At 35.4% G+C, this 25,315-nt stretch carries 16 protein-coding genes and 1 pseudogene; 3 read left to right on the top strand and 14 right to left on the bottom strand.

Annotated features, from left to right (window positions below):
• The 4 genes and pseudogenes from RV14_RS04475 to RV14_RS04460 form a co-directional block, all read right to left on the bottom strand.
• On the bottom strand, positions 1-1,365 hold the full coding sequence (locus RV14_RS04475) for a glycoside hydrolase family 1 protein (RefSeq protein ID WP_071855105.1): 1,365 nt from the start codon (positions 1,363-1,365) through the stop codon (positions 1-3).
• On the bottom strand, positions 1,362-2,243 hold the full coding sequence (locus RV14_RS04470; RefSeq protein WP_071855104.1) for an ROK family protein: 882 nt from the start codon (positions 2,241-2,243) through the stop codon (positions 1,362-1,364). Before RV14_RS04470 ends, RV14_RS04475 begins: the two co-directional genes overlap by 4 nt.
• Before the next feature lie 13 nt (positions 2,244-2,256).
• Positions 2,257-3,603, bottom strand: coding sequence for a PTS sugar transporter subunit IIC (locus RV14_RS04465; protein WP_071855103.1), 1,347 nt, complete (start codon positions 3,601-3,603; stop codon positions 2,257-2,259).
• Between the two features lie 12 nt (positions 3,604-3,615).
• A pseudogene (locus RV14_RS04460) lies at positions 3,616-5,822 on the bottom strand (glycoside hydrolase family 3 N-terminal domain-containing protein).
• Between the two features lie 163 nt (positions 5,823-5,985).
• Here RV14_RS04460 and RV14_RS04455 point away from each other — a divergent pair.
• On the top strand, positions 5,986-7,161 hold the full coding sequence (locus tag RV14_RS04455) for an AraC family transcriptional regulator (protein ID WP_071855102.1): 1,176 nt from the start codon (positions 5,986-5,988) through the stop codon (positions 7,159-7,161).
• Between the two features lie 220 nt (positions 7,162-7,381).
• Here RV14_RS04455 and RV14_RS04450 read toward each other — a convergent pair whose 3' ends face one another.
• The 3 genes from RV14_RS04450 to RV14_RS04440 all read right to left on the bottom strand — a co-directional run bounded on the left by RV14_RS04450 (position 7,382) and on the right by RV14_RS04440 (position 11,903).
• The gene (locus tag RV14_RS04450) at positions 7,382-8,131 is read right to left on the bottom strand and encodes a fructose-6-phosphate aldolase (RefSeq protein ID WP_084650286.1); all 750 of its coding nucleotides are present in this window, start codon (positions 8,129-8,131) and stop codon (positions 7,382-7,384) included.
• Positions 8,132-8,431: 300 nt separating this feature from the next.
• Entirely contained in the window at positions 8,432-10,873 is a 2,442-nt protein-coding gene (locus RV14_RS04445; protein WP_071855101.1) for a glycyl radical protein, read from the bottom strand.
• A gap of 286 nt (positions 10,874-11,159) precedes the next feature.
• Positions 11,160-11,903, bottom strand: a complete 744-nt coding sequence (locus tag RV14_RS04440) for a DeoR/GlpR family DNA-binding transcription regulator (RefSeq protein ID WP_071855100.1) — start codon at positions 11,901-11,903, stop codon at positions 11,160-11,162.
• Positions 11,904-12,048: 145 nt separating this feature from the next.
• Here RV14_RS04440 and RV14_RS04435 point away from each other — a divergent pair, with 145 nt between their 5' ends.
• On the top strand, positions 12,049-12,837 hold the full coding sequence (locus RV14_RS04435; protein ID WP_071855099.1) for a glycyl-radical enzyme activating protein: 789 nt from the start codon (positions 12,049-12,051) through the stop codon (positions 12,835-12,837).
• Between the two features lie 290 nt (positions 12,838-13,127).
• On the opposite strand, the gene rlmD is transcribed toward RV14_RS04435, so the two are convergent.
• The 7 genes from rlmD to pcrA all read right to left on the bottom strand — a co-directional run bounded on the left by rlmD (position 13,128) and on the right by pcrA (position 23,442).
• A complete protein-coding gene (rlmD, locus tag RV14_RS04430) occupies positions 13,128-14,498 on the bottom strand; it encodes a 23S rRNA (uracil(1939)-C(5))-methyltransferase RlmD (RefSeq protein WP_071855098.1) in 1,371 nt (456 codons plus the stop codon).
• 298 nt (positions 14,499-14,796) lie between these two features.
• Positions 14,797-15,834: a diacylglycerol kinase gene (locus RV14_RS04425; RefSeq protein WP_071855097.1), complete on the bottom strand. Its 1,038-nt coding sequence runs from the start codon at positions 15,832-15,834 to the stop codon at positions 14,797-14,799.
• A 9-nt stretch (positions 15,835-15,843) separates the two neighbouring features.
• Positions 15,844-17,274, bottom strand: a complete 1,431-nt coding sequence (gatB, locus tag RV14_RS04420; RefSeq protein WP_071855096.1) for an Asp-tRNA(Asn)/Glu-tRNA(Gln) amidotransferase subunit GatB — start codon at positions 17,272-17,274, stop codon at positions 15,844-15,846.
• A complete protein-coding gene (gene gatA, locus RV14_RS04415; protein ID WP_071855095.1) occupies positions 17,271-18,743 on the bottom strand; it encodes an Asp-tRNA(Asn)/Glu-tRNA(Gln) amidotransferase subunit GatA in 1,473 nt (490 codons plus the stop codon). The genes gatB and gatA overlap by 4 nt, the downstream gene beginning before the upstream one ends.
• Positions 18,743-19,048, bottom strand: a complete 306-nt coding sequence (gene gatC / locus RV14_RS04410; RefSeq protein ID WP_071855094.1) for an Asp-tRNA(Asn)/Glu-tRNA(Gln) amidotransferase subunit GatC — start codon at positions 19,046-19,048, stop codon at positions 18,743-18,745. The genes gatA and gatC overlap by 1 nt, the downstream gene beginning before the upstream one ends.
• A gap of 109 nt (positions 19,049-19,157) precedes the next feature.
• A complete protein-coding gene (ligA, locus tag RV14_RS04405) occupies positions 19,158-21,188 on the bottom strand; it encodes an NAD-dependent DNA ligase LigA (RefSeq protein ID WP_071855093.1) in 2,031 nt (676 codons plus the stop codon).
• Positions 21,189-21,204: 16 nt separating this feature from the next.
• Complete coding sequence (gene pcrA / locus RV14_RS04400) at positions 21,205-23,442, bottom strand: DNA helicase PcrA (protein WP_071855092.1); 2,238 nt, start codon at positions 23,440-23,442, stop codon at positions 21,205-21,207.
• A 228-nt stretch (positions 23,443-23,670) separates the two neighbouring features.
• Between pcrA and RV14_RS04395 the strand changes: the two genes are divergently transcribed.
• Complete coding sequence (locus tag RV14_RS04395) at positions 23,671-25,224, top strand: ClC family H(+)/Cl(-) exchange transporter (protein ID WP_071855091.1); 1,554 nt, start codon at positions 23,671-23,673, stop codon at positions 25,222-25,224.
• The last annotated feature ends 91 nt before the right edge of the window (positions 25,225-25,315 follow it).

Here is a 25,315-nt window from a genome sequence, read left to right as displayed (position 1 = left end):
CTACTCCTCTAATCCATTATTTGCAATGACTTGTCGATACCAGTAAAAACTATCTTTTTTATAACGAGCTAAATCCAAAAGCTCTTCTTCTGTTCGATTAACATAAATAAATCCATAGCGTTTTGTGATACCTTCATGGGTACTAATCAAATCAATGGCACTCCATGGACAATAACCTAGAATCTCTACCCCATCTTCGATTGCTAAAGTCATCTGTTGAATGTGCTTTTGCAAATAATCAATACGATAATCATCACGGACTTTCCCATCTACAAGTCTTTCAGAAGCACCGATGCCATTTTCAGTCACAAGCAACGGCAAACGATAGCGAGAATAAATTTCATTTAACGTAAAGCGGAACCCTTCCGGATCAACAGGCCAGCCAAATTCAGTCATTGGTAAATGTGGATTTTCTACCGTTTGAAAAAATCCAGGAATCCCAAAACCAGTTTGTTGGTCGATTGTTTGCTCTTTTTCAAAATAACTAGAAACAGTCATCGTATTATAATAATTAAAAGCAATATAATCACACGTTCCTTCTAATAGTATTTGCTGATCCTCTTTCGTTACTGTTGGCGCAGCACCAATTGTTTCTAATAAATGCCAAGTATTATGATTGTATTTCCCAAAAACCGCAACATCTAGAAATAACCAGTTTCTAAGCGCACTCATGTATAAAGCAGCCATTTGATCTTCTGGCTTATCAGAAGCAGGATAAACACTGGCAATATTAGGCGCTGGTCCAATCTTGCCAATATAGTCACCATTATGAAAGTTTTTAGTAACCAATGCTTGTGCCACTAACATATGATGATTTTCTTGAAATTTTTCTTTCATGCTTTTATGACTTGTACCAATCACCGAACCCGCTAAAGCCATCACATTTTGTTCATTAATAGTTTGCCAAAGCGGAACATCTTGACCAAAAGAATCAAACAATACTTGACAATAATCAGCAAATGCTTGGATCGTTTCTCGATTTTCCCAACCGCCATTTTCAGCAATATAAACAGGTAAATCAAAATGAAAAACCGTAACTATTGGTTGAATGTCATTTTCAAGCAACAATCGGATCAACCGTTTATAAAAATGGATCCCTTTTGGATTTATCACACCATTTGGCATGACTCGGCTCCATGAAATCGAAAAACGATAAGCTTTTAACCCCAGTTCTTTAAATAAACGAACATCTTCTTCAAAACGGTGGTAATGATCCGCTGCTACCTTAAAATCAGTTGTCCCTTCTGGAATTTCTTTTACATCTTGAACTGAGGGACCTTTCCCCTCTTCATTCCAAGCCCCTTCAACTTGGTAAGCACTTGTAGAAGCCCCCCATAAAAAATTAGCAGGTATTTTTTTCTTCATACTTTTTTCTCCTTTATGCTTGCGCCAATCAAATTAGCATCTGCTTGAAATTTTGCCGCTTCAATTTTTATAGGTCGCAGCGTTTTTCTTATGATCGGTGCTACCTCAAATAATTTTTGATAGGCTTGTTGGATAGTCTGAATCAGATAATTTTGTTGACTGATTCCTCCACCAATAACAATTTTTTCAACATCTAAAAGTGTTTGTACATTAAAGCAAAGCATAGCTACCTCATTACAATACTTAAAAAACAATTCTTTAGCTGCTGCTTTTCCATTTTTTTCTAATGCTAAAAAAACTGCTTCTCCATCGTTTTTTACTTCTAATACTTCCGCCAATTTTTTTATCAACAAAACCGCTGAAAGTCCCATCTCCACAAAAGAATCTGATCCTGTAATTTGACGATCACGAATCATAAAGCTAATTTCCCCAGCTTGATAATGTGTTCCTTTATAAAGACGACCATTCAAACAAAGCCCCATTCCAACACCCGTTCCTAAAATAATAGCTGCTCCTTGCTGAACATTTTTTAAATTTCCGTAGTTTATTTCGCAAATAGTTGCTGCCTTTGCATCATTTTCTACCGTCACTTCCATCTCTTTCAATTCTAAGAAAGATTTTAACTGAATTTGATCGAGATAAGAAACAGCTCCCCCAAAAGATACTGTCCCTAACTCATCTACTGATCCGGGTACTGAAAAAGAAATTTTACGAATTGGTTGAATTTGCTCGTAGCTTTTAATTATTTCTGATACTAATCGATGAAAATCTTCTTTTTTCTTTGGAGTCAAAAAACGTTTTTTATAAGAAACTTCCGTTTGATGGACAAAAGCAGTTTTAATCATCGTTCCGCCAACATCAATTCCTAAAATAGCCATTTTTCCCCCTCCATTACGCTTGGATTTCTTCTGTAATGACTTCATCCAACGTTTTTTCCTCTTTTTTTGTTTCTGCTTGTAATTCTAATTCATATTCTTTTTTATCCGCAATCTTAATAAATGGGTACCACATAACTATACCAATCACCATACAAATGATCATTAAAATAGTATAGTTTACTCCACCAGAAAATGGCATTTTAACAAACGTCGGAGTGGTCCAAGGCAATAAACTCATCGTTGGATTTAAGGAAATCGGCAATATCGTCGTAGTCAATCCCCATGTCACAAAACCAGCAATTAATTGCGTAAATACTTGAGGGATAAAGAATAATGGGTTCAAGATAATCGGCATCCCAAACATAAGCGGTTCAGTAATATTAAAAATAGACGGAATAAAGGATAATTTCCCTAATTGTTTCATTTTAGCAGATCGGCAGCGAATCATAAAAAACGTTACAAAACCCATGAAACCCGCAGCATACATGCCCATGTAAATCACTGAAGGAATTAAATAAGGTAAAGCTTCTCCTTTTTGAAAAGCAGCAATATTTGACACAACCATCGTCATGCTAATAGCACCAAGAGGACCTTGTAATACTGCGTTATGAATACCAAAAAACCAAAGTACTGCCAATAGTTCCATAATTATAATAATAGATAATGGACTCGCAACAAGTGTATTAACTGGCGCATTGATCACGTCAATAAAGAATTGGAAGATAGAACCCGATTTAGTCAATCCAAACAAAACACGTAAGATAAATACACAAACAAAGATAATCGTTACGACAAAAACCGGTGCCAAAGATTGAGTCACCATCGGCGGTACACTGTCTGGTAATTTAAGAACGATATTTTTTTTTGATAAAAAAGCATAAAACTGGGTAACGACTAATGCGACGATCATACCGATAAACAATCCTTGACCGCCCAAAAAATCTAAACGTAACGCAGAAACAGTAGAATCTACTGCTTTACCATCTTGCATAACCATCGTTGCTACTGTTTGTGGCATCAACATCACAAAACTAGCTAAAGAAATAATTGACGCGTTTCGTTCATTAGTTCCAAGTTGTTTTGCATATGAAAAGGCCAAGCTATAAACCACATATAATGAAAAAACACCCGTCGCACCATTTGTGATAGCTTCTACATGCGAATAAATACCAATTTTAGTTAAATAATCAATCCATCCAGGAATAGGAAAATTTCCCACGATCGTGATCAAAGCGATTCCTAAAGTAATCGGACTTGTACGAATAAATCCTTCCATTAAAGCAGCTAATACTTTATTTTGTTGTAATTTTTGAGATAATGGCAATAGCTTACTACTTAAAAACCCTTCTAATTTTTCCATCATATTTTCCTCCTATTTCGTGTAATTCCATCTAGCAACACTTTCTTTTCCTGCAATATTTAAATAAAAATGATAGCCTCCTTCTTCCATTAACTTTTCTCCTTTATTATTAAAAATAACTAAATCAGAAATAGGTATTTTTAATTTAAACTGTTTTTCTTCATTTTTATCTAGATAAATCCTTTGACTACCAACTAAACGTTTTTCCGGTCTAACAATTGATGCATATTCTTGGTGAAGATAAAGATGAACAACTGTTTCAGCCGCAATAGACGAAAGATTTTTAACAAGATAAGTTATTTCAATGAATGAATCCACTCGTTCACTTGCTAACAAATGACTTTCAAATTCTGCATAACTTTTTCCTGTACCAAATTTAAAAAGTGGTTCGTTTGATTCATCTATATATTTTGAAACAAAACGCTCAGAATGTTCACCACCAGTTAATGGACGCCCTGTCGAACATTGAGCATAGTAGATCGGTATTTGTCCTTCACTTCTAGGAAAAGTCATCGATAAACGTGCAGAAGGACTTGTTTTTCCTACCAACAAATTCGCAAGGCCAACCCCCCCATCGTCCCTGGAAACCATGCCAGTAATAAACTATCAAAGTATTGTTCTACTTCAGTTAAAACCAATGGTCGACCTGTGTATAGCACCCCAATAATTGGTTTATTTAATTCATGCAATTTTTTTATCAATCGTTGTTGTTTTAAAGGAATATTTAGATGTGCTTTTGAAGCCCCTTCTCCGCTTTCAATGAATTGTTCGCCGAAAGTCAAGACAATACTATCTGCTTTTTTGGCAATCATCAATGCTTCGTCCATTAATTTTTCAGCCTCTTCAATGGGTCCATTTAGCATTTCCATGCCTTTTTTCATTGGTCCAAATTCTTCATATGAATCAAATAAATTATACCCCTTAGCAAAAGTTAACTGATTCGGTTGAAAATGTTCGCTCAATCCCTCTTTTAAGGTAACCGTATCTTGCGGCTTGCCACTTACCGAAGCCCAAAACCCTAACGTTAATTTACTTTCCCCATATGGACCAATAACCGCAATCTTTTTATTTTTGTTAAGCGGCAATGCCCCTTCATTTTTCAAAAGAACACAACTTTTTTCAACTAATTCAACTGCCACACATTTTGCTTTATCCGTTAAAATTTCACCAGTATTCTCTTCTTCTAATCCACGATAAGGATTTTCAAACAGGCCTAATTTATTTTTTAATGTTAAAATACGCCAAACTGCTTCATCAAGCAACGTCATAAAATAAGAATCTGTGACTAACTCAGCTAAATGATTGGCATAAATCGAAGTCATCATATCTAAATCAACTCCTGCTATCATTGCCTTTTTAGCAGCATCTATTTCATCTTTGGCATATCCATGAGGAATTAATTCTTTAATGGCTGCATAATCAGAAACTAAAACCCCTTCAAAGCCAAAGCGACTACGTAAAATATCCCGATTTAACCATTCATTTCCTGTCGCTGGAACTCCATTTAATAAGTTAAAAGCAGTCATGACTAACTCGATTTTCGCTTCTATTGCTGCTTGATAGGGTTGAAGATATTCATTAAATAAGCGTTGATTCGACAGATCTACTGTGTTATATTCACGCCCTGATTCCGGCGCACCATAAGCCGCAAAATGTTTTAAACAAGCCGCTACATGATATTGTGGAATTTGCATTCCTGATTTTCCTTGATAGCCTTTTACGATACTTCTGGCAAACGCTTTTGCTGTATAAACATCTTCTCCCGGTGACTCCATTACTCTTCCCCAACGCGGATCACGTGATAAATCCAACATTGGAGAAAACAGCACATGTAAACCATTTAAATAACTTTCTTTAGCAGTTAATTCTGCGGCTTTTTGAATGAGTTCAAAATCATACGAACCAGCTTGTGCAAGGGGCATGGGAAAGATCGTACGAAACCCGTAAATAACATCTGACATAAATAACATTGGAATTTTGTTCCTACTATTTTCTAAAGCCTTTGTTTGTAATTCTTTTAGCTTTTGATGATCATTGATATTATAAATCGAACCAATTTCATACACGTTAAGTTCTTTAGGCAATCCTAATTCTTCCATTGGTCCAGTATTCATCACATCATTTTCGATTAGAACACTTCCATTTAATTGAATCGTTTGAGCAATTTTTTCTTGTAGGGATAAATTTTCAAATAATGTTTGTAACTCCTGCTTTCTCATTCGTACCTCCTCTTGGAACCGTTTTACTAGGTTGATTATATATAAATAACTCTCTCTTTTATATAAAAAAAAACGTATTTATATTAAAAAATTCGTGATCTATCAAACTATTTAGTGTAAGATAAGGACGTAATTATTTTTAGCATAGGAAGTGTTTTCTGTCATGAATATTGAAAGTATCAAACTAACGATGGATCTTTTATATCAAAAATTTCTCATTCCCATGATGCTGCTTAATGAAAAAGGACAAATCATTTATCCCAAAAGTTCCCTAGAATTAAACGTTTCTATCAATGAATCAATTCCATTTGAAAAATCAAAAAAAATCAAGCTGTACAATATGAAAACTTATTTATACGGTCATTTTTCATTTTCAATCAAAGAAAAAGATTTTTACATGCTTGTTGGTCCTTGCGGTGTTATCGGTTCAAAAGAAACTTCTTGTTTTTTTATGGGGCACGAATATCATTATAATATCCATTATTCCAAAGAAGACAAATATTCCTTTGAAGAATATCTGCAACTCTTACACACCATTCTTACTCAAACAACTGCAAAAAAAGAAGATTTTCATTGGTCTTTTCAGCAAGAAAAAGATAAGAAAAATTTACATACTGATCATAGCTTAGAAACCAATCTTTATGATCGAAGGGTACATAAAGAAACCTTTGATTCTTACCATTTTGAGTTGCGTTATTTAGATTACATCAAACGCAATGAACCAGAAAAAGTGATTTGGATTTTTAATAAAATGAAAGAAACCTATAAAGTCGCCTTATCTCCCTTTGAATTAGAAAGTTTAAAATTAAAATTCGCTGCTTTTGTAGCCATTGTTACTCGAATGAGCATTGATGAAGGGGTTCCTATTAATCAAGCATTTGGACTATCTGATTCTTTAATTCAAGGACTCGTTCATATTCACACATCTGATGAGTGTTTACGGTATATAAAAGAAGCAACCTATCGTTTTATGGAATTACTTCATCGTTACCCGTTAGCGCACAAATCATTACTGGTAAAAACCATTGTTAATCACATCGATAATCATTTATATGAACGCATCACAATTGATGAGTTAGCAACAATTACTGACAAACACAAAACACATATATGTAGTCACTTTAAAAAAGAAATTGGTACAACAATTCATCATTATATTCAAGAAAAAAAAATTAACGAAGCAAAACATTTATTACTGTTCACTGATCATTCGTATGATGAAATCAGCAACTTACTCGCTTTTTCTAGCCAAAGTCATTTTATCCAAGTATTTAAAAAAATAACAGGTCATACACCAAAAGAATACAAAAGCATTCATTATGCACATTCTTTAGTTTAAAATTTTTTACCTATCCTTATAAAAAATGTGCGACAAAAGCGAAAACGCTTTTGTCGCACACATCCATTAAATTTGTACTGCTTTTTGTTGAACATTCCCCGACTAGGTGTTAATTACTGCCAAAAATACATGAAAAAATCCGTTACATGCATGTAATAGTTCATTCCTTTTATTTTATGTTTCTATTAGAAAACCTCCTTGTCATTTTTCTTACCGTTCATTAATTGTGAAAGAAATAGACTTCCAATACCAAAATGTCACTTTCTATTATCAGTAAACTTTTGTTTTTTCTTTCTTTATAAATTACCTTTTCTTTCCCAAAATTCGTTTCCCAATCAGACGAAAAGTCGGTAACAGCTTGATTGATTGCAGGCATGGCCAACGCTTGATTAAGAATAGCGCACCCCATCGTAGCTGCTTGAGCGCCTGCTTCAAGCGCAGCATTTACTTGTGCAACATTCTTAAAACTAGCTGCTAAAATTTTACTTGAACAATTCGTACGTGAAATTTCATTTGCTATTTCTCGAATGGCTTCTTTTGGATCGATATTCAAGTTCTCCATGCGATTAAAATAAGGGGCAATATAATCAGCTCCTGCAGCAATCGCTAAATAAGCTTGAAATTTTGTATAAATTGCTGTAGCAGTCACCTTTATTTCACGTTTTTTCAATTCTTTTATGGTTTTTAGACCTGTTTCATTTGTTGGAACTTTTATATATACATCTGAATCAACTCTTTTAATGATTGTTTCCGCATCACGAAGCATTCCTTCATAGTCTGTAGCGACCACTTGAACATGGAGCGTTCTGTCCTTACCGATAATTTTTCGAATTTGCTTCATGTGATTGAAAAAATCAATTTTTCCTTCATTTTTGATAATGGATGGATTAGAAGTAACCCCCGCTAATGAGAGAATTTTTTTGTATTTTTTGATCTCTTCTAAATTAGCTGTGTCTAATAAAAATTCCATATTTTTTTATCCTCCTTTTCGTTACTCATTACAACCCCTGTATGTCATTTATTAATGCTTTTTCTTCTTTATTTTAATAAAAAAACTTTTGTAACATTTTTTGTTCTTGCTTACATATCCATTTACAAGAAAAAGTGAATACACTTCTAAAAAAACAGCAGTTAGATTTCTTATTTAGCATGGTCAAGTTCTTACTTTTTATTAGGGATTTGCAAAGCAAAACATTAACGGTCGTTCATTTCTTTCATTACACATAAGACGTTAAACTGACCCTAACCGATCAGTTGTTTGGCAAATAGGTTAAATCACATGCTCTGTACGTTCAATGATATCATCTTGCGTCGCTTTTGATAAAGCATTAAAGAAGGCGGAATAACCAGCTACTCGAACAATCAAGTCACGGTGCTTTTCAGGATGCTTTTGCGCATCGATCAATGTTTCTTTTGACACGACATTATACTGAATATGATAACCGTTTAGTTTATTAAAGAACGTACGTAATAACATAATTAATTTTTGTTTATCTTCTTCCTTAGCTAATGTTTGCGGATTGACTTTTTGATTGAGTAAAACGCCTCCTAAAATCTTTTCCGTTGGTAATTTGGCCACCGATTTTAATACCGCAGTTGGACCATTTTTATCCATATTATGTGAAGGAGAACAACCTTCTGCTAAGGGTGTCCATGCTTTTCGACCATCCGGTGTAGCCATTGTTCCTCGTCCTTGTCCTACGTTAGCAGAAATAGAAGAAGTTCCTGAATAGCGAATCCCGCCAATTGGTCCACGTCCAAAACGAGTATTTGGATATTTTTTGATTTCATCAATATACACGTCATAAGCTTCAACGACTAATTGATCCACCTCGTCTTCATCATTCCCATATTTTAGTCCTTCATCAAGAATCATTTGTTGAATTTCTTGGCTGCGTTCACTTTCCCAGTTTGTCATTAACGCTGTCCAAAGCTCTTCTTGAGTTATTTTTCCTTCTTCAAAAACAAACTTTTTGATCGCTGCCAATGAATCCGCTAAATTAGCAATTCCCACTTGTAAAGCAGAGATATAGTCGTAAACCGCCCCACCTTCTTTTAAAGTCTTTCCTCGTCCAATACAATCATCTGTCAAAGCAGAGCACAAAACATCAGGTACTTCTTTTTCGATTCCCAAATCCACTGCATTTTCCACAATAACGCTCATACGAGTCAATTCACGCAAAGTTTTATCCCAAGCCTCTGTTAATTCTTCATATGAAGTCATCTTTGTAAAATGGCCACAACCTTTTGTAAAACGTTTATTTGAAACAGGATCAATACCATCATTCATAGCAATCATCATGATTTTAGGGAAATTAATATAACTCATTCCCGTACAACGGTACCCCCATTTTCCCGGAACAGCAGTTTCTACACAACCAATTGCACTATAGTCATACGCATCATCTTCTTTCACCCCATATTCAATAAAAGAAGGAATAATGATTTCATCATTATTGAAAGCCGGCATACCAAAACCTAACTTCATTACTTCAATGGCTTCATTCATAAAATCTTGATTTAACCCCGAATGATATCGAACAGTTAAGTTAGGTTGAGGAAGTTTGGTTTGGGCTACACTTCGCAAAACTAGGAAAGAAAGCTCATTTACCGCATCTTTTTTATCTCTTGTTTGGCCGCCGATCGTTACGTTTTGATATAGCGGACTTCCTGCACTGCTGTAAGTATGTGCTTGACTACGTACTTTATTAATTGTTAACGTTTTAATCCATAAATTAGTTAATAACTCTACGACTTTGTCTTTATTTATGTTGCCATTTTTAATATCTGCTTCATAATAAGGATACAAGTATTGATCAAAACGCCCATAAGACAACGAATGACCATTTGATTCAATTTGTAAAATTAATTGAATAAACCACGTAGCTTGAATAGCTTCTGCAAACGTTCCTGCTGGCTCATATGGAACTTTTGAACAAATTCGACTAATTTCAAGCAATTCCTCTTTACGTTGTTTCGTAGCAGCTGTTTCAGCCATTTCTTTTGCCAATTGAGCATAACGATTAGCAAAAGTCTTCACTGCATCAATCACAATCAATACAGCGCGATAAAAATGATATTTTCCTATATTTTCAGGAACCGTTAAATCTAATGTAGCTTTTGTTTCAAGCGTCCGTCTTTCAAAATCTTTTAAGCCATTTGCTAGTATCTTTTGATAATTTACAGCTAAATGCGCATCCCCTGAGTTCATCTTTCCTTCCATCCCGAAAAAACCTGTTTCCATATACACTTGGACTTCTTCTGGAAGTAACGCCCCCGCTTTTGCACGCAAATTATTATTTTCCCAAAATGGTGCAATTGAACGTAACTGTTCTTTTGTTTCTTCCGTGATATAAAAAACATCCCCGTCACGTTTTTCAAATTTATCTAATTCATCTATCACAAATTCCAGCGTATACTCAGGAAAAATAGGCGCATCCTTATTAGAACTAGCCTGATTACCGACAATGAATGTCTCTTCTTCAATGTAAATTGACATTTTTTCTAAAATGTTTTTTAACATTAACGCCCGCTTCATAACACTTGGTTGATTTTGATGCACTTTATATGCTTCTGTAGCTAATAACGCACGTTCAGCACATATATAAGGTTTTTTGTTTAACACTGTTTCACGATAATGATTCATCCGTTCGGTTAATAAACCAAAATGAAACTGCTTGCTTGCTGTTTTTAATTTAACTTGAGTATTCATACCTACACGCTCCTTTTCATTTGAAACTTTTAAACTTTCTTTCGAAACAAATATAGCATACTTATTCACAAAGTGTCAAAGGAAATTTAATTATCTTTCAAAAAAATAAAATGGCATGTATCAAACAAATCATTTTTTCATGCAATACAAAAAAATAGTTACAATAAAAACAAGCAGACGATCACAAAAATTTGAAACACTAATTTTTGTGATCGTCTGCTTGTTTTTTATTCATTAATCTAAAAATAAAAAAATTACCTTTACGATATTGTTTCGCCATAATTGACTACACTGTCACTAATTCAATATTTTTTCCTCTTAAAAATTGTGCTTTCTCTTCCGAAATCCCTTTATCTGTAAAAACAATAGAAATATCTTCAAAAGCAAATTCAGAAACCACCCCAATTTGAGAAAACTTACTCGAATCCGTTAATACAATCGTCTTATCTGCTGCCTTCATCATTGCATTAGCCGTATCACATCGAGTAATATCACTTCCAGTAAAGCCACGTCTTTTATCAAAACCATCAATCCCGACAAATAATTTATCGACGTGAAACGCATTGATCAGTTTTCTAACTAAGGGGCCAACATTGACTTGTGAATCCTTTTGATACTCCCCACCAATCAATACCACTTTTACTGACTCTGCTTTTCTAATATAAGAAGCAATAAAACAAGAATTAGTGATAATAGTAATATCATTTCTATTATAAGCCAACTCCTCTGCTAAAAGCGTACAAGTCGATCCTGATTCAATCATCACTGTTTCGCCGTCACTGACCAGTTCTGCCGCCTTCAATGCAATCTTGCGTTTTAGCTCATAATGAGAGGCCAACCGATAATTGATATCATCTTGATTACTAATAAGTGCAAAGCCATGTTGGCGATGAAGAATTCCTCTTGCTTCTAATTTATCCAAATCCTTACGAATCGTTACTTGAGATACTTTTAGCAATTCGGCTAATTCATTCACTTCCATTTTTTTATTCTTACTCACTATTGAAATAATCTCTTCTTCTCGTGACATTTCTATCCCTCACTTTTTTTTAGCATATCATATTTAATAAATCCTTACAATAACACTCTTATTAAATTTCATTCGTAACTATAAATATTTACGTTTGATAAAACATATGATATAATATACATGATTGAAAAAGGAGTGATCATGTATGACAACACCGACTAAATTACAAGCATGCATTTTTAATATTCAAAAATTCAGTATTCATGATGGTCCTGGTATTCGAACTGTTGTTTTCTTTAAAGGTTGTCCTTTACGATGCTACTGGTGTGCCAACCCTGAGTCACAAAGTAGAAAACCAGAAAAAATGTGGGAAAACACACGAAAAAAAAACACAATGGTGGGAGAATATAAAACAATCGACGAAGTAGTAACTGAAGTCATGAAAGATGTTGCTTTTTATGAAGAATCTGGTGGCGGCGTCACCTTATCTGGCGGTGAAGTACTCTATCAAGCAGAATTTGCAACGGAATTGTTACGAGTATTAAAAGAAAAAGGGATTCACACCGCTACAGAAACTACTGGGTATGCAAAGTTAGATATATTTGCCAATTATATCCAACAAGTGGATACATTATATTTTGATGTAAAACACTATGATTCCGAAAAACATCAAACCGGCATTGGCGTGACCAATCAGTTAATTTTAAAAAACTTAAGTTATGCTTTAAAACATCACAAACACTTAATCGTCCGAATTCCAGTCATTCCAAACTTTAATGACCAACCGCAAGATGCAAAACAGTTTGCCCGTTTATTTCAGCGCTTAGGTGTTGACAACATTGAATTGCTACCCTTTCATCAATTTGGACAAAAAAAATATGAACAATTAAATCGAATTTATCAAATGAAAAATATCCCTCCTCTTCACACAGAAGATTTAAATTATTTTAAACAAATTATGCAAGAACATGATATCTATTGTTTCGTACGATAACAGTCATCCTTAATCCCGCACTTTTTTAGCCAAATAAGAGATTGGAATAGAAAAGACACAGCTGCTGGCTAAATCAAGCTGCTTTTTGTTCCAATCTCTAGAATAGAAAATCTATAATTTACAGTACTATCCAGTCATTTCTTCCTACTATTCTATATAGAAGATTCTACCTATTTTGTCGCCCTCTCATTTAAATAGTATAGCCGCAGATCTTCTTATTCTACAATTTATTTCTCCCATCAATGAAGACGATATGCTTATAAAAGTATTTAAAATAAAAATTTCCAATCTTAATGTCGTTGCAACAACGCTACTGTCTCGACGTGATGTGTTTGTGGGAATAAATCGACTGGTTGTACTTTCGAGACTTCATAACCTAATTCCACAAAAGCTCTGGCATCTCTTGCAAAAGTTGCTGGATTGCAGGAGATATAAACTATTTTTTCTGGCGACATCTCAATCGCCGATTCGATAAATTTGTGATCCAACCCTTTTCTTGGCGGATCAACAATAATCACAGACGGTTTTATACCTTTTTCTTGCCATTTCTTCATCACCGTTTCTGCTTTTCCTACTTCATAGTGAACATTTGTTACTTTATTTATTAGCGCATTAAATTGTGCATCTTCAATTGCTTCTGGAATCAACTCCATGCCATATACTTTTTTCACCCGATCAGCCAATGACAACCCGATCGTTCCAATTCCTGAATACGCATCAATAACCACATCTTTTTTTTCTAGCTGTGCAAATGCCATTGCCGTTTGATACAATTTTTCAGTTTGCTGTGTATTCACTTGATAAAATGATTTAGCAGAAATACGATACGTCTTACCTAAAAGCTGGTCTTCAATATAGCTTCTACCATAAAGTATTTTTTCTTTATCACCTAAAATCACATTCGTTTTCTCTTCATTGATATTTTGCATAACAGATACAACTTCTGGAATTTCTTCATGGATCACTTGCGCAATTTCTCTTCCTTTAAAAAATTTTTCTTTACGTGTCACTAAAACAACCATCATCTCATGAGAATAATGTCCTCTACGAATAATGATATGCCGAATTTGTCCTTCATTTTTTACCTCATTATACCCGCGTACTTGAAATCGTTGTAGAATTTCTCTAACACGAGCAATTGCCTGATCAATCGCAGGCTCTTGAATATAATAATCTTCAATCTCAACAAGATCATGACTATTTTTTTTATAAAAACCAGTAGCTAAGCGTCCATTCATTCGTCTAACGGGAATTTGGGCTTTATTGCGATAACCTACAGGAACATCCATACCAATCGTCGGCAAAATTTCTACTTCTGATATATGGGCAATTTTACTCATTACATTTTCGACTTGCTTTTGTTTAAAGGCAAGCTGGTCTTCATATTTCAAATGCGCCAAAGGAGCAATTCCTGTACGAAGTAGGCGATTATCTTTTAATGGCTGACGAGCAGGTGATTTTGTTAACCAACTTTCAACTTTTCCATAACCAAATTTATTTCCAGCCTTTAAAACAAGAACTTCCACTCGTTCTCCCGGTAAAGCATTTTCGATAAATAACGGATAGCCTTCAATCTTAGCCACCCCCATTCCTTCGTAACTTAAATCAATTATTTCTACCGTATACCGTTCATTTTTTTTAATCAATCGTTGATCTTTCATAAATAACTCCTTTATCTTAGATTGTGACAGAGCCGATTAACTCCAAGTAGTAAGAAAACATCAGAGAAAATAGTTGTTTCATTTTTACTGATGCTAGCTTACTACCGAAGAATTGGCTTTGAAACACCGTTTATCTTAGGTTTTGACAAATTTACGTTGACCTGAATCGTCATACGCAAGCATACCGTCATCTATTTTTACGCCATTTTTCATCATACACTAACGAAAAAAATCTTTTTTATTCGTTTCATTTCTCTCATACGAAAGGGTGGAACGATCATCTGTCCCACCCTTTTTATCATTTTTCTTCGTCTGCAATTTTTCCATCACCATCAATATCTTCATCTGTCAAACGCTCAACTTCCTTAACAAATTCTTTGCTTACCTCCTCTAAGTCTTCTGATCCAGTGATTGCTTCATCTGGAATTTGGTCAGTATTAGCAAAAAATTCGATATGTTGATGCAGATTTTGAAAGTACATGGGTGCATTTCCACCGTATTCTCCATCCAAATTAATCATAACAGGTCGATTGATATCATCTTCTGTCTCAACAAATAAACGACTCGTTTTAGTATAAATAACACGAGGATCATCTACATGTCGTCCGCCATTTAACATTAATGCAGCAATATGCAAAATCTCAAAAATATTTGCTGTCTTCACAATAATCAATGAAAATTTTCCATCATCAAGCTTGGCATCAGGCGCAATTTTTTCAAAGCCGCCAACCGAATTCGTAAGACCTAGAAAAAACATGGAAGCATTGCCTATGTATTCTCCTTCATCATATTTCAAGCGCATTTTAATAGGTTTAATGCGAGGAAGCATCTCTGCTCCTTTTGCTAAATAGGCTAAATACCCAAATATACTCTTTAATTCAGAAGGAACATCATAGGTTAGCTCAGTTAAATAACCACCAGCAGCGATATTGATAAAATATCGATCATCTGTATGACCAATATCCATTTTTACTATCTGATTCTTTTTGATCACTTCCGCAGCTGCTTTGATATTATCACGAGGAATCTTCAATGCTCGTGCATAATCATTCGTAGTGCCGGCTGGGATAATTGCTATTTTTGGCCGCTTTTCAAGGGGGGCAATTCCATTCACCACTTCACTAATTGTGCCGTCTCCACCAGTAGCCACGACTAAATCAAATCCCATATTCGCCGCTCGTTTTGCTTCATTTTGGGCAGAATTTATTTCTGGTGTTGTAGCATATGCACTGGCTTCATAGCCGGAATCCTCCAATACTTGGAGGATATCCGCTAAATTTTTTTTTACTAACTCTTTGCCAGAAGTTGGGTTATAAATAACGCGAGCTTTTTTCATGGCTTACTCCTAGCGTTTTATTAATTCATCTTTAAGTAATTGATTGACAACACTTGGATTTGCTTGTCCTTTGGTTGCTTTCATGATTTGTCCAACTAAGAAGCCAACAGCACGATCTTTCCCGTTTTTAAAGTCAGCTACAGATTGTTGATTGTTATCCAAAATCTCATTGATTATTGGCAAAAGTTTACTTGGATCAGATAACTGTACCCAGCCATTTTTTTCAACTACTTCTTGAGCACGACCACCTTTGGTAATCAATTCACGAAAAACTTTTTTAGCAATTTTAGAGCTAATCGTTCCATCTGCAATTAAACGAATCATACCCGCTAGATTTTCAGGTGTTAAGTTTGTTTGAGCTAACTCTAATTTTTCGCTATTTAAGTAAGCAGATACTTCACCCATCAACCAATTTGATGCTTGTTTTGCATCTGCACCATTATTTAAAGTTTCGTCAAAGAAATCAGACATTTCCTTTGATAAAGTTAATACCATTGCATCGTATTCTGGTAAGCCTAATTCTTGAATATAACGTTGACGTCGTGAAGCCGGCAGTTCCGGCAAACTTGTTTTTACTCGCTGAATCCATTCATCATCAATTACAAATTTAGGAATATCAGGTTCTGGGAAATAGCGATAATCACTTGATCCTTCTTTGACGCGCATCAAAATAGTTTGATTCGTCGTTTCGTCAAATCGCCGTGTTTCTTGTTGAATTTCTCCGCCTGAAAGCAGCACTTTTGCTTGACGTTTTTCTTCAAATGCAAGACCTTTTTTTACAAATGAAAGTGAATTCAAATTTTTCAATTCTGCTTTTGTTCCAAACTCTTCCTGACCATAAGGACGTAAAGAGATATTCGCATCGCAGCGCATCGAACCTTCTTCCATTTTCACATCACTAACTTCTGTAAATTGAATAATGGACCGCAGAGCTTCTAAATAAGCATACGCTTCTTCTGGTGAACGCATATCGGCTTCAGAAACGATTTCGATTAATGGCGTCCCTTGACGGTTTAAATCAACATAAGAGTAGCCGTCAATCCCATGCATATTTTTACCAGCATCTTCTTCTAAATGCACGCGTTCGATACGAATTTTCTTTTTCTTTCCTTCCACTTCAATTTCAATCCATCCATCATAACCGATAGGCTGGTCAAATTGTGAAATTTGGTAAGCTTTTGGATTATCAGGGTAAAAGTAATTTTTACGATCAAAATGAGTATGTTTAGAAATTTTACAGTTTAAAGCCAGCGCTGCACGCATCCCAAATTCCAAAGCGGCTTTATTCATTACTGGTAGAACACCCGGATATCCCCAGTCAATTACATTCGTATTACTATTTGGTTCAGCTCCAAAATGTGCAGGCGCTGGAGAGAAAATTTTTGAGTTTGTCTTTAATTCGACATGGACTTCAAGTCCGATAATTGTTTCAAAGTTCATTCACCTTTCCCTCCTAAAATCGCTGGTTTGTTTTTACTGAATTTCGTTGCTTGTTCAAAAGCATAAGCAGCTTGATACATAGTTTTTTCATCAAAGTAATTTCCAATGATTTGTAAGCCAACCGGCATATTATCAGATAAGCCAGCAGGAACGGACATTCCCGGCAGTCCCGCTAAATTAACTGGAATAGTTAAAATATCACTCATATACATCGTGATTGGATCATTAATCTTTTCACCAAGTCCAAAAGCAACCGTAGGAGAGGATGGTCCAATGATCAGATCATAATTGGCAAAGACTTTTTCAAAATCTCGTTTGATCAATGTTCGAACTTGTCCTGCTTTCTTAAAGTAAGCATCATAATACCCTGCGCTTAACGAAAAAGTTCCAAGCATAATTCGGCGTTTTACTTCTTCACCAAATCCTTCAGTACGTGAGTTTACGTATACATCTTCTAAATTTTTTACATTTTCAGAACGATAACCATAGCGGATGCCATCAAAACGCTGTAAGTTTGAACTTGCTTCGGATGAAGCAATAATATAATATACCGCTACTCCATATTTTGAATGCGGCAAACTGACTTCTTCTACCGTCGCGCCTAATGAACGGAAAGTATCTGCGGCTTTCAAAATAGTTTCTTTGACTCCATAAGCTATTCCCTCACCAAGGTATTCTTTTGGTAAAGCAATTCTCATTCCTTTAATTTCACCTGTTAATCCTTCTGCAAATTTAGGAACAGAAACGCCTGATGAAGTTCCATCTTTTTCATCGTAGCCACTGATTGCAGTTAAAGCAAAAGCGTTGTCCTTTACAGTACGAGTCATCGGTCCGATTTGGTCAAGAGAAGATGCAAAAGCAATCAAACCAAAACGAGAAACACGACCGTACGTAGGCTTCATCCCTACAATTCCGTTAAACGAAGCTGGTTGACGTATACTTCCACCTGTATCACTACCTAAAGACACGGGAATTTGTCCAGCAGCCACTGATGCAGCAGAACCACCAGAAGAACCACCCGGAACTTTTGAATGATCCCAAGCATTTTTTGTTTTCTTATAATAAGAAGTTTCTGTACTTCCACCCATTGCAAATTCATCCATGTTCAATTTACCTACTGGAATCATATCCGCTTGGTACACTTTGTCCATCACAGTTGCATCATAGATAGGATCAAAATTATACAAAATTTTAGAAGCCGCCGTAGTTAACAAATTTTTTGTCACAATGTTGTCTTTGACGCCAATCGGAATTCCTGCTAAAACGTTATTTTCATCTATTCCTTTTTCATCTAATGCTTTTGCTTGTGCTACTGCTTTTTCCTCATTTAATGTAATGAAAGCCGCAATCGCCGATTCTGTTTTTTTGATACGCTCAAAAGTTGCTCTCGTTAAATCTTGTGCAGTGATTTCTTTAGAAACCAGTAATGCGTGTAATTTTTCTAGAGAAAGATCATATAGCTTAGTCATTATGCGCCAGCCTCCCCATTATCAATAATCGCTGGTACTTTAATAAAACCGTCTTGTATTTCTGGCACATTTCTCAACAATTCATCGCGACTCCAACCAGTGCTTGCTCGGTCTTGCCGCATAACGTTCACTGTTTCAACCACGTTTGATGTAAATGGCACACCTTCTGTCTCTATTTCTTCCAGCATTTCTACCATATCAATGATTTTTCCTAACTGATCCGTAAAACTTGTCAGTTCTTCTTCTGCAAACGAAAGTTTTGCTAATTTGGCCACGTGTTTTACTTGTTCTTCACTGATTGCCATACTACCCCTTCTTTCTAAACGAGTTAAAAACTTTGCTCTCTATTTTAACATAAGAGTTTCTCATCTGAAATTATTTCTTGAAATTTATCTGAAAAAATCAATCCCCTTATTAAAACGTGCGACTTTTAGCTAACGCTTCTGCCATTTTTTCTTCCGTCCATATTTCGATTCCTAACGCCTGTGCTTTCGTCAACTTACTGCCCGCCTCTTCGCCTGCCACCACGATATCCGTTTTTTTCGAAACACTTCCAGTCACTTTTCCGCCAAAATTTTCAATCGTTTCTTTGGCTTCTTCACGTGTAAATTGCGTTAATTTTCCTGTCAATACAACTGTTTTTTCCTTAAAAGGTGACTCAATCGTTTTGATTTGTGAAAAGCGAATCCCTTTATAGTTAAAATTTACACCCGCTTGTTTTAGTTCAGTCATCAACTCATGAACCTCTTCATTATTAAAATAAGTGACAACACTATCAGCGATTATGTCACCAATCGTATCTAATGCGATGATTGCTGCAAAATCACTTTTGCTTAACGTCTCTAAATCACCAAAATGCTCAGCTAATATCTTAGCAGCTTTCGCTCCTACATGACGAATTCCCAAACCAAATATTAAACGCTCCACTGAATTTTCTTTACTCAGATGAATTGCCGATAAAATGTTGTTTGCCGATTTTTCTTTAATTTTGTCTAATGTCAACAACTCTTCTTCAGTTAATTTATACAAATCTGCTACATCTGAAACTAGTTTTTTGTCATACATCTGAGCCAATACTCTAGGTCCTAAACCATCAATGTTCATAGCATTGCGAGAAACAAAATGGTTGAGCCCTTCTTTTATTTGAGCAGGACATTTGGGGTTAATGCAACGCAGTGCGACTTCCTCATCCAAATGCACCAGTTCGCTGTGACAAACAGGACAATGAGTTGGCAACGCATATTCTTTGCTATCTTTCGCTCGTTTTTCCATCACCACCTGAGCCACTTCCGGAATAATGTCTCCTGCTTTATAGATTCGAACTGTATCATACAGACGAATATCTTTCATTTTAATATAGTCACCATTATGAAGACTTGCTCGGCTAACAGTTGTACCAGCAACTCTCACAGGAGACATCAGTGCTGTAGGCGTAACTACACCCGTGCGACCCACAGTCCATTCTATCTCTTCAATTTTTGTCTCTACTTCTTCCGGCGGAAATTTATAAGCAGTCGCCCAACGAGGAGCCTTAACTGTAAATCCTAGTTGGTCTTGTAACGAAAACTGATTTACTTTAATGACGATTCCATCAATTTCATAAGGAAGGGCAAGGCGCTTTTCGTGATATTCTTCAATAAAAGTCCACACTTCATCAATTGACCGACATAAGCGTTTCTCATGATTTGTATGGAACCCCATTTTTTCTAATTCTTCTAACGCCTCATATTGCGTTTGTGCTTTCATAGGACCAAAATCAGCAACCGTATAAAGAAAAGTATCTAAGTTTCGTTTCGCAGTAACTTTAGAGTCAAGCTGCCTTAAAGAACCAGCAGCAGCATTTCGAGGATTGGCAAAAATATCTTGTCCCTGCGCTTCTCTTTTTTGATTTAATTGAACAAATGATTTTTTTGGCATAAAGCATTCGCCACGAACTTCAACACTAATCATTTCTTTTAACTTTAATGGTACCGAACGTACAGTTTTTAAATTTTCTGTAATGTTTTCTCCAACCGTGCCATCTCCTCTTGTTGCTCCACGCACAAATTCACCGTTTTCATAACGTAAAGAAACAGACAAGCCATCAATTTTTAATTCACAACAGTAATCAACAGAATGACCAATTGCTTTTTGTACACGTTGGTCAAATGCCAGCAATTCTTCTTTATTAAACACATCATTCAAACTATATAGCGGAATATCATGAGTGACCTTGTCAAATCCAGTAAGTACTTTGCCACCAACTCGCTGTGTCGGAGAATCAGACGTGATTAAATCAGGATATTGTTCTTCGATAGCCATTAATTCCGCATATTCTTTATCATAAACGTAATCTTCAACAGTCGGCTTATCTTCTACGTAGTACTCTTTGGACCAACGATTTAACCGATTTCTCAGTTCTTCTGCTTTTTTAGCAGCTTCATCAATTGTTCTTTCACGTTTCATCGTTTATCCCTCCAATTTAAGCTTTTTCGATCGGTGCAAAAGCTGCCAATAACCGTTTCACACCTTGATTTGGAAAAGCAACATCTAATTCTAAATCTTTAGATATTCCATTTACTCGAACCACCGTTCCGACTCCCCATTTTTTATGTTTGACTTTGTCGCCGGCTTTCCAATTATTACTTTCTCCACCAGTTGCTGTCTTTGATGAAACAATCGTCGTTGTGGGCTGTTTATAAGTGGACTTTGCTGTTTTAGTTACAAAGGGATTCGTTTGCTTTGATATTGGGCGCACTCCTTGAATTTCTAATAATTCTTGATCAATTTCTTCCACAAAACGAGAAGGGAGATTATATTGCGTACGACCATATAGCGTACGAGAAAACGCATTTGTTAAATATAATGTTTCTTTTGCTCTTGTGATTCCGACATAAGCAAGCCTTCGCTCTTCTTCTAATTCACTTTCTTCCATCAAAGCTCTTGAAAGAGGAAAAACTCCTTCTTCTAAACCAATCAAAAAGACAACTGGAAATTCTAACCCTTTTGCTGCATGTAAAGTCATCAAAGTAACTTGAGTTGCTTCTTCTTCTAAATTATCAATATCAGAAACTAGCGCTAAATCATTTAAAAATACAATCAATTTTTCTTCTGGTGTATCTTTATTTTCTTGTGTTTGATCTTCAAACTTTTTATCAAATTCCTGTGTAACCGTCAAGAATTCCTCTAAGTTTTCTAATCTTGCTTGCGATTCTAACGTATTTTGAATCTTTAAATCTTCTAAATAACCGCTACGTTCTAGTACTTCTTTTGTCAATTCTGTCACCGTCAGGTAAGGAACCATTTGTGTGATCGCCTGAATCATTTCACCAAAGGAACCTAATTGCTGCCCCGCTTTTCCACCAATATTCGTCAACTCAACATTTTGAGCGGCTTCAAGTAATGACCACTGATGAATAGTGGCAAAATTTCTTAATTTTTCAATTGATCCAGGTCCAATCCCTCGTTTTGGCGAATTGACAATTCGTTCAAAGCTGATTGAATCTTGTGGATTAGCTATCACATTTAAGTACGCTAAAATGTCTTTAATTTCTTTTCGATCATAAAACTTATGCCCACCAACCATTTTATAAGGAATGTTGGCTTTTAATAATGTTTCTTCCATCACACGAGATTGTGCGTTAGTTCGATATAAAATGGCAAAATCACCATAATTACGCTTGTGTTCTCGTATTTCTTCCTGTATATGGTCAACGATAAAACGTGTTTCTTCTCGTTCGTTGTCTGCTCGATAATAAGTAATTTTATTTCCTTCACAATTTTCCGTCCAAAGATTTTTTGGTTTACGATTGTTGTTATTTTCAATCACTTGGTTGGCAGCTTTTAAAATATTTTGAGTCGAACGATAATTTTGTTCTAACAAAATAACAGTTGCATGAGGATAATCTTTTTCAAAATCCAAAATATTTTGCATATCTGCTCCACGCCAACCATAAATGCTTTGGTCTGCATCGCCTACTACGCATAGATTTTGAAATCGATCTGCTAACAAATTTACTAACGTATGTTGTGCGTGATTTGTATCTTGATATTCATCTACATGGATATAATGAAATTTATTTTGATAATAGGTTAATGAATCTGGATGTTCTTTAAATAGGCGAATTGTATTCATAATCAAGTCATCAAAATCCATACATTGGTTATACTGTAATTCTTTTTGGTAAACAGCATAACATTTTGCTGCAATCTCTTCATAATAATTGCCTTGTCCCTTAGCAAAATCTTGAGGGTTTTGCAACTTATTTTTTGCTTGGGAAATGGTGCTAAGAAGGCTTCTTGGATCATATTTTTTTGGGTCAACATTTAATTCTTTTAAAATACGTTTCATTAAAGACAATTGCTCGGAAGAATCAATAATTGTAAAGTTACGGTTATATCCAATAAAATCGACATCTCTTCTTAAAATACGTACACACATCGAATGAAAGGTCGAAACCCAAACATCTTCTCCCCCAACTTCCAAGATCGCATTAACTCGTTCCTTCATTTCTTTTGCTGCTTTATTAGTAAAAGTAATCGCTAAGATATTCCATGGATTCACTTCTTTTTCTTCAATTAAATATGCAATTCGATGCGTTAACACTCTAGTTTTCCCGCTACCTGCGCCCGCCATTAGTAATAGAGGTCCTTCGGTATGAAGAACAGCTTCTTTTTGTCGAGGATTCATCCCGTTCAATAATTCAATTTTGGATGACATTTACAACATCCTTTCTTACTATCAATCCTTTTAATTATAGCATTTACCTAGCGTTCATTAAAGAAAATATTCCTTCACTCCTTTAAGTGCTCAATTAACAATAATCGCCAAAAGTCATGAAAAATCATTGATAATGTCATGAATTTGAAAAGAAAATAAATTTATTTTCTTTTCCTCTTGTAAAAATGACTGATTCACGCTAAATTAAATTGGAGTGAGGGATTAGTTATGAAAAAAATGTTTTTTAAGCAAGTAGACAAAACACAGCTTTACTATATTTTAAAGGGGATTCTAGTTGGGTTACTAACAGGGGTCGTGGTCAGTCTTTTTCGTTTAACGATTGAACGCTTAGGCGAATTGACACAAAAAATGTATCTCCTAAGCCAAAAACAATCGTGGGATTTGCTGCTTCTATTAGTAACTTCAATCGGCGCTGCTTTTTTTGTGGGCTTGCTTATTAAAAGCGACTCAGACATTAAAGGAAGTGGCATCCCACAAGTTGAAGGTCAATTACAAGGCGAATTGACGATTTCATGGTTTTCTGTTTTATGGAAAAAATTTATTGGTGGTGTCCTTTCGGTTGGTTCAGGCTTGTTTTTAGGACGTGAAGGTCCATCAATTCAATTAGGTGCGGTAGTTGGAGAGGGGACAAGTTACTTCTTACATAGTCCTTCTGCTGAAAAGAAAATTCTCATTTCAAGTGGTGCAAGTGCTGGCTTAGCCGCAGCTTTTAATGCTCCTATTGCTGGTTTATTATTTGTGTTAGAGGAAATTCACCATTCTTTTTCTCCGTTAGTTTGGTTGACGTCTTTTACCTCTGCTATTACTGCTAATTTTGTTTCACTTTATTTTTTTGGGTTAAAACCTGTGTTATCTTTAGGAGAGATTCCTTCGTTGCCATTTAATTATTATGGTTACTTGATTCTTTTAGGAGTTGTTTTAGGAATACTCGGCTTTATTTATCAACGGGTATTATTGAATTTACCAAAAATTTATTGTCAATTACCACTTCCTGCTCATTTTTATGGATTCGTGCCGTTCCTGCTAGTTCTACCAATTGGCTATTTTTGGCCTACTACATTAGGCGGTGGAAATCAACTCATCATCGCCTCAGGACATGCGATTTATCCTTTAACATTCATTTTTGGTCTTTTTGTATTGCGTTTTTTCTTTTCCATGATTTCATATGGCGCAAATTTACCTGGTGGAATCTTTTTGCCTATCTTAACATTAGGTGCATTAATCGGCTGCTTTTATGGCACAATGCTAGTCCAGCTAACGGGAATGAATTCCATGTATGTAAAAGATTTTATTGTGATTGCCATGGCTGGCTACTTTACAGCAATTGGGAAAGCTCCACTAACTGCGATTATTCTTGTAACAGAAATGGTGGGCTCCTTAAACCATTTAATGCCTCTAGGAGTGGTTTCATTATTTGCGTATATTGTTGATGACTTATTAGGAGGAAATCCGATTTATGAATCACTGTTAGAACGTTTGCTCCAACAACAAAAACAGCCAATATTAGTTGGTAAAACAACTTTTGAATTTCCAATTACTGCTGAGAGTTCATTAGATGGACGAATGGTCCGAGATTTTAATTGGCCAAATCATATGCTCTTAGTTTCTATCATCAGAGGAAATAAAGAAATCTTAACTCATGGAGATACCATCATAACTATTGGAGACATTTTGGTTATTTTGACAGACGAGCAACATCTTTTAAGTGTGCGAAAAGCAATCCTCGATCGTTCTTCCACTATGATCAATAAACACTTTTAAAATCTACACAATAAAGCTGGGACAGAAGTATTTAACTCCGAAGGAGCTGCTTTTTGTTTCCACCGTTTATCTATGTTTAGAGCGTGGAGTA

It is taken from the genome of Enterococcus ratti, from assembly GCF_001886195.1.
GTDB lineage: Bacteria > Bacillota > Bacilli > Lactobacillales > Enterococcaceae > Enterococcus_B > Enterococcus_B ratti.
This window is presented reverse-complemented; position numbering and strand designations above follow the sequence as displayed.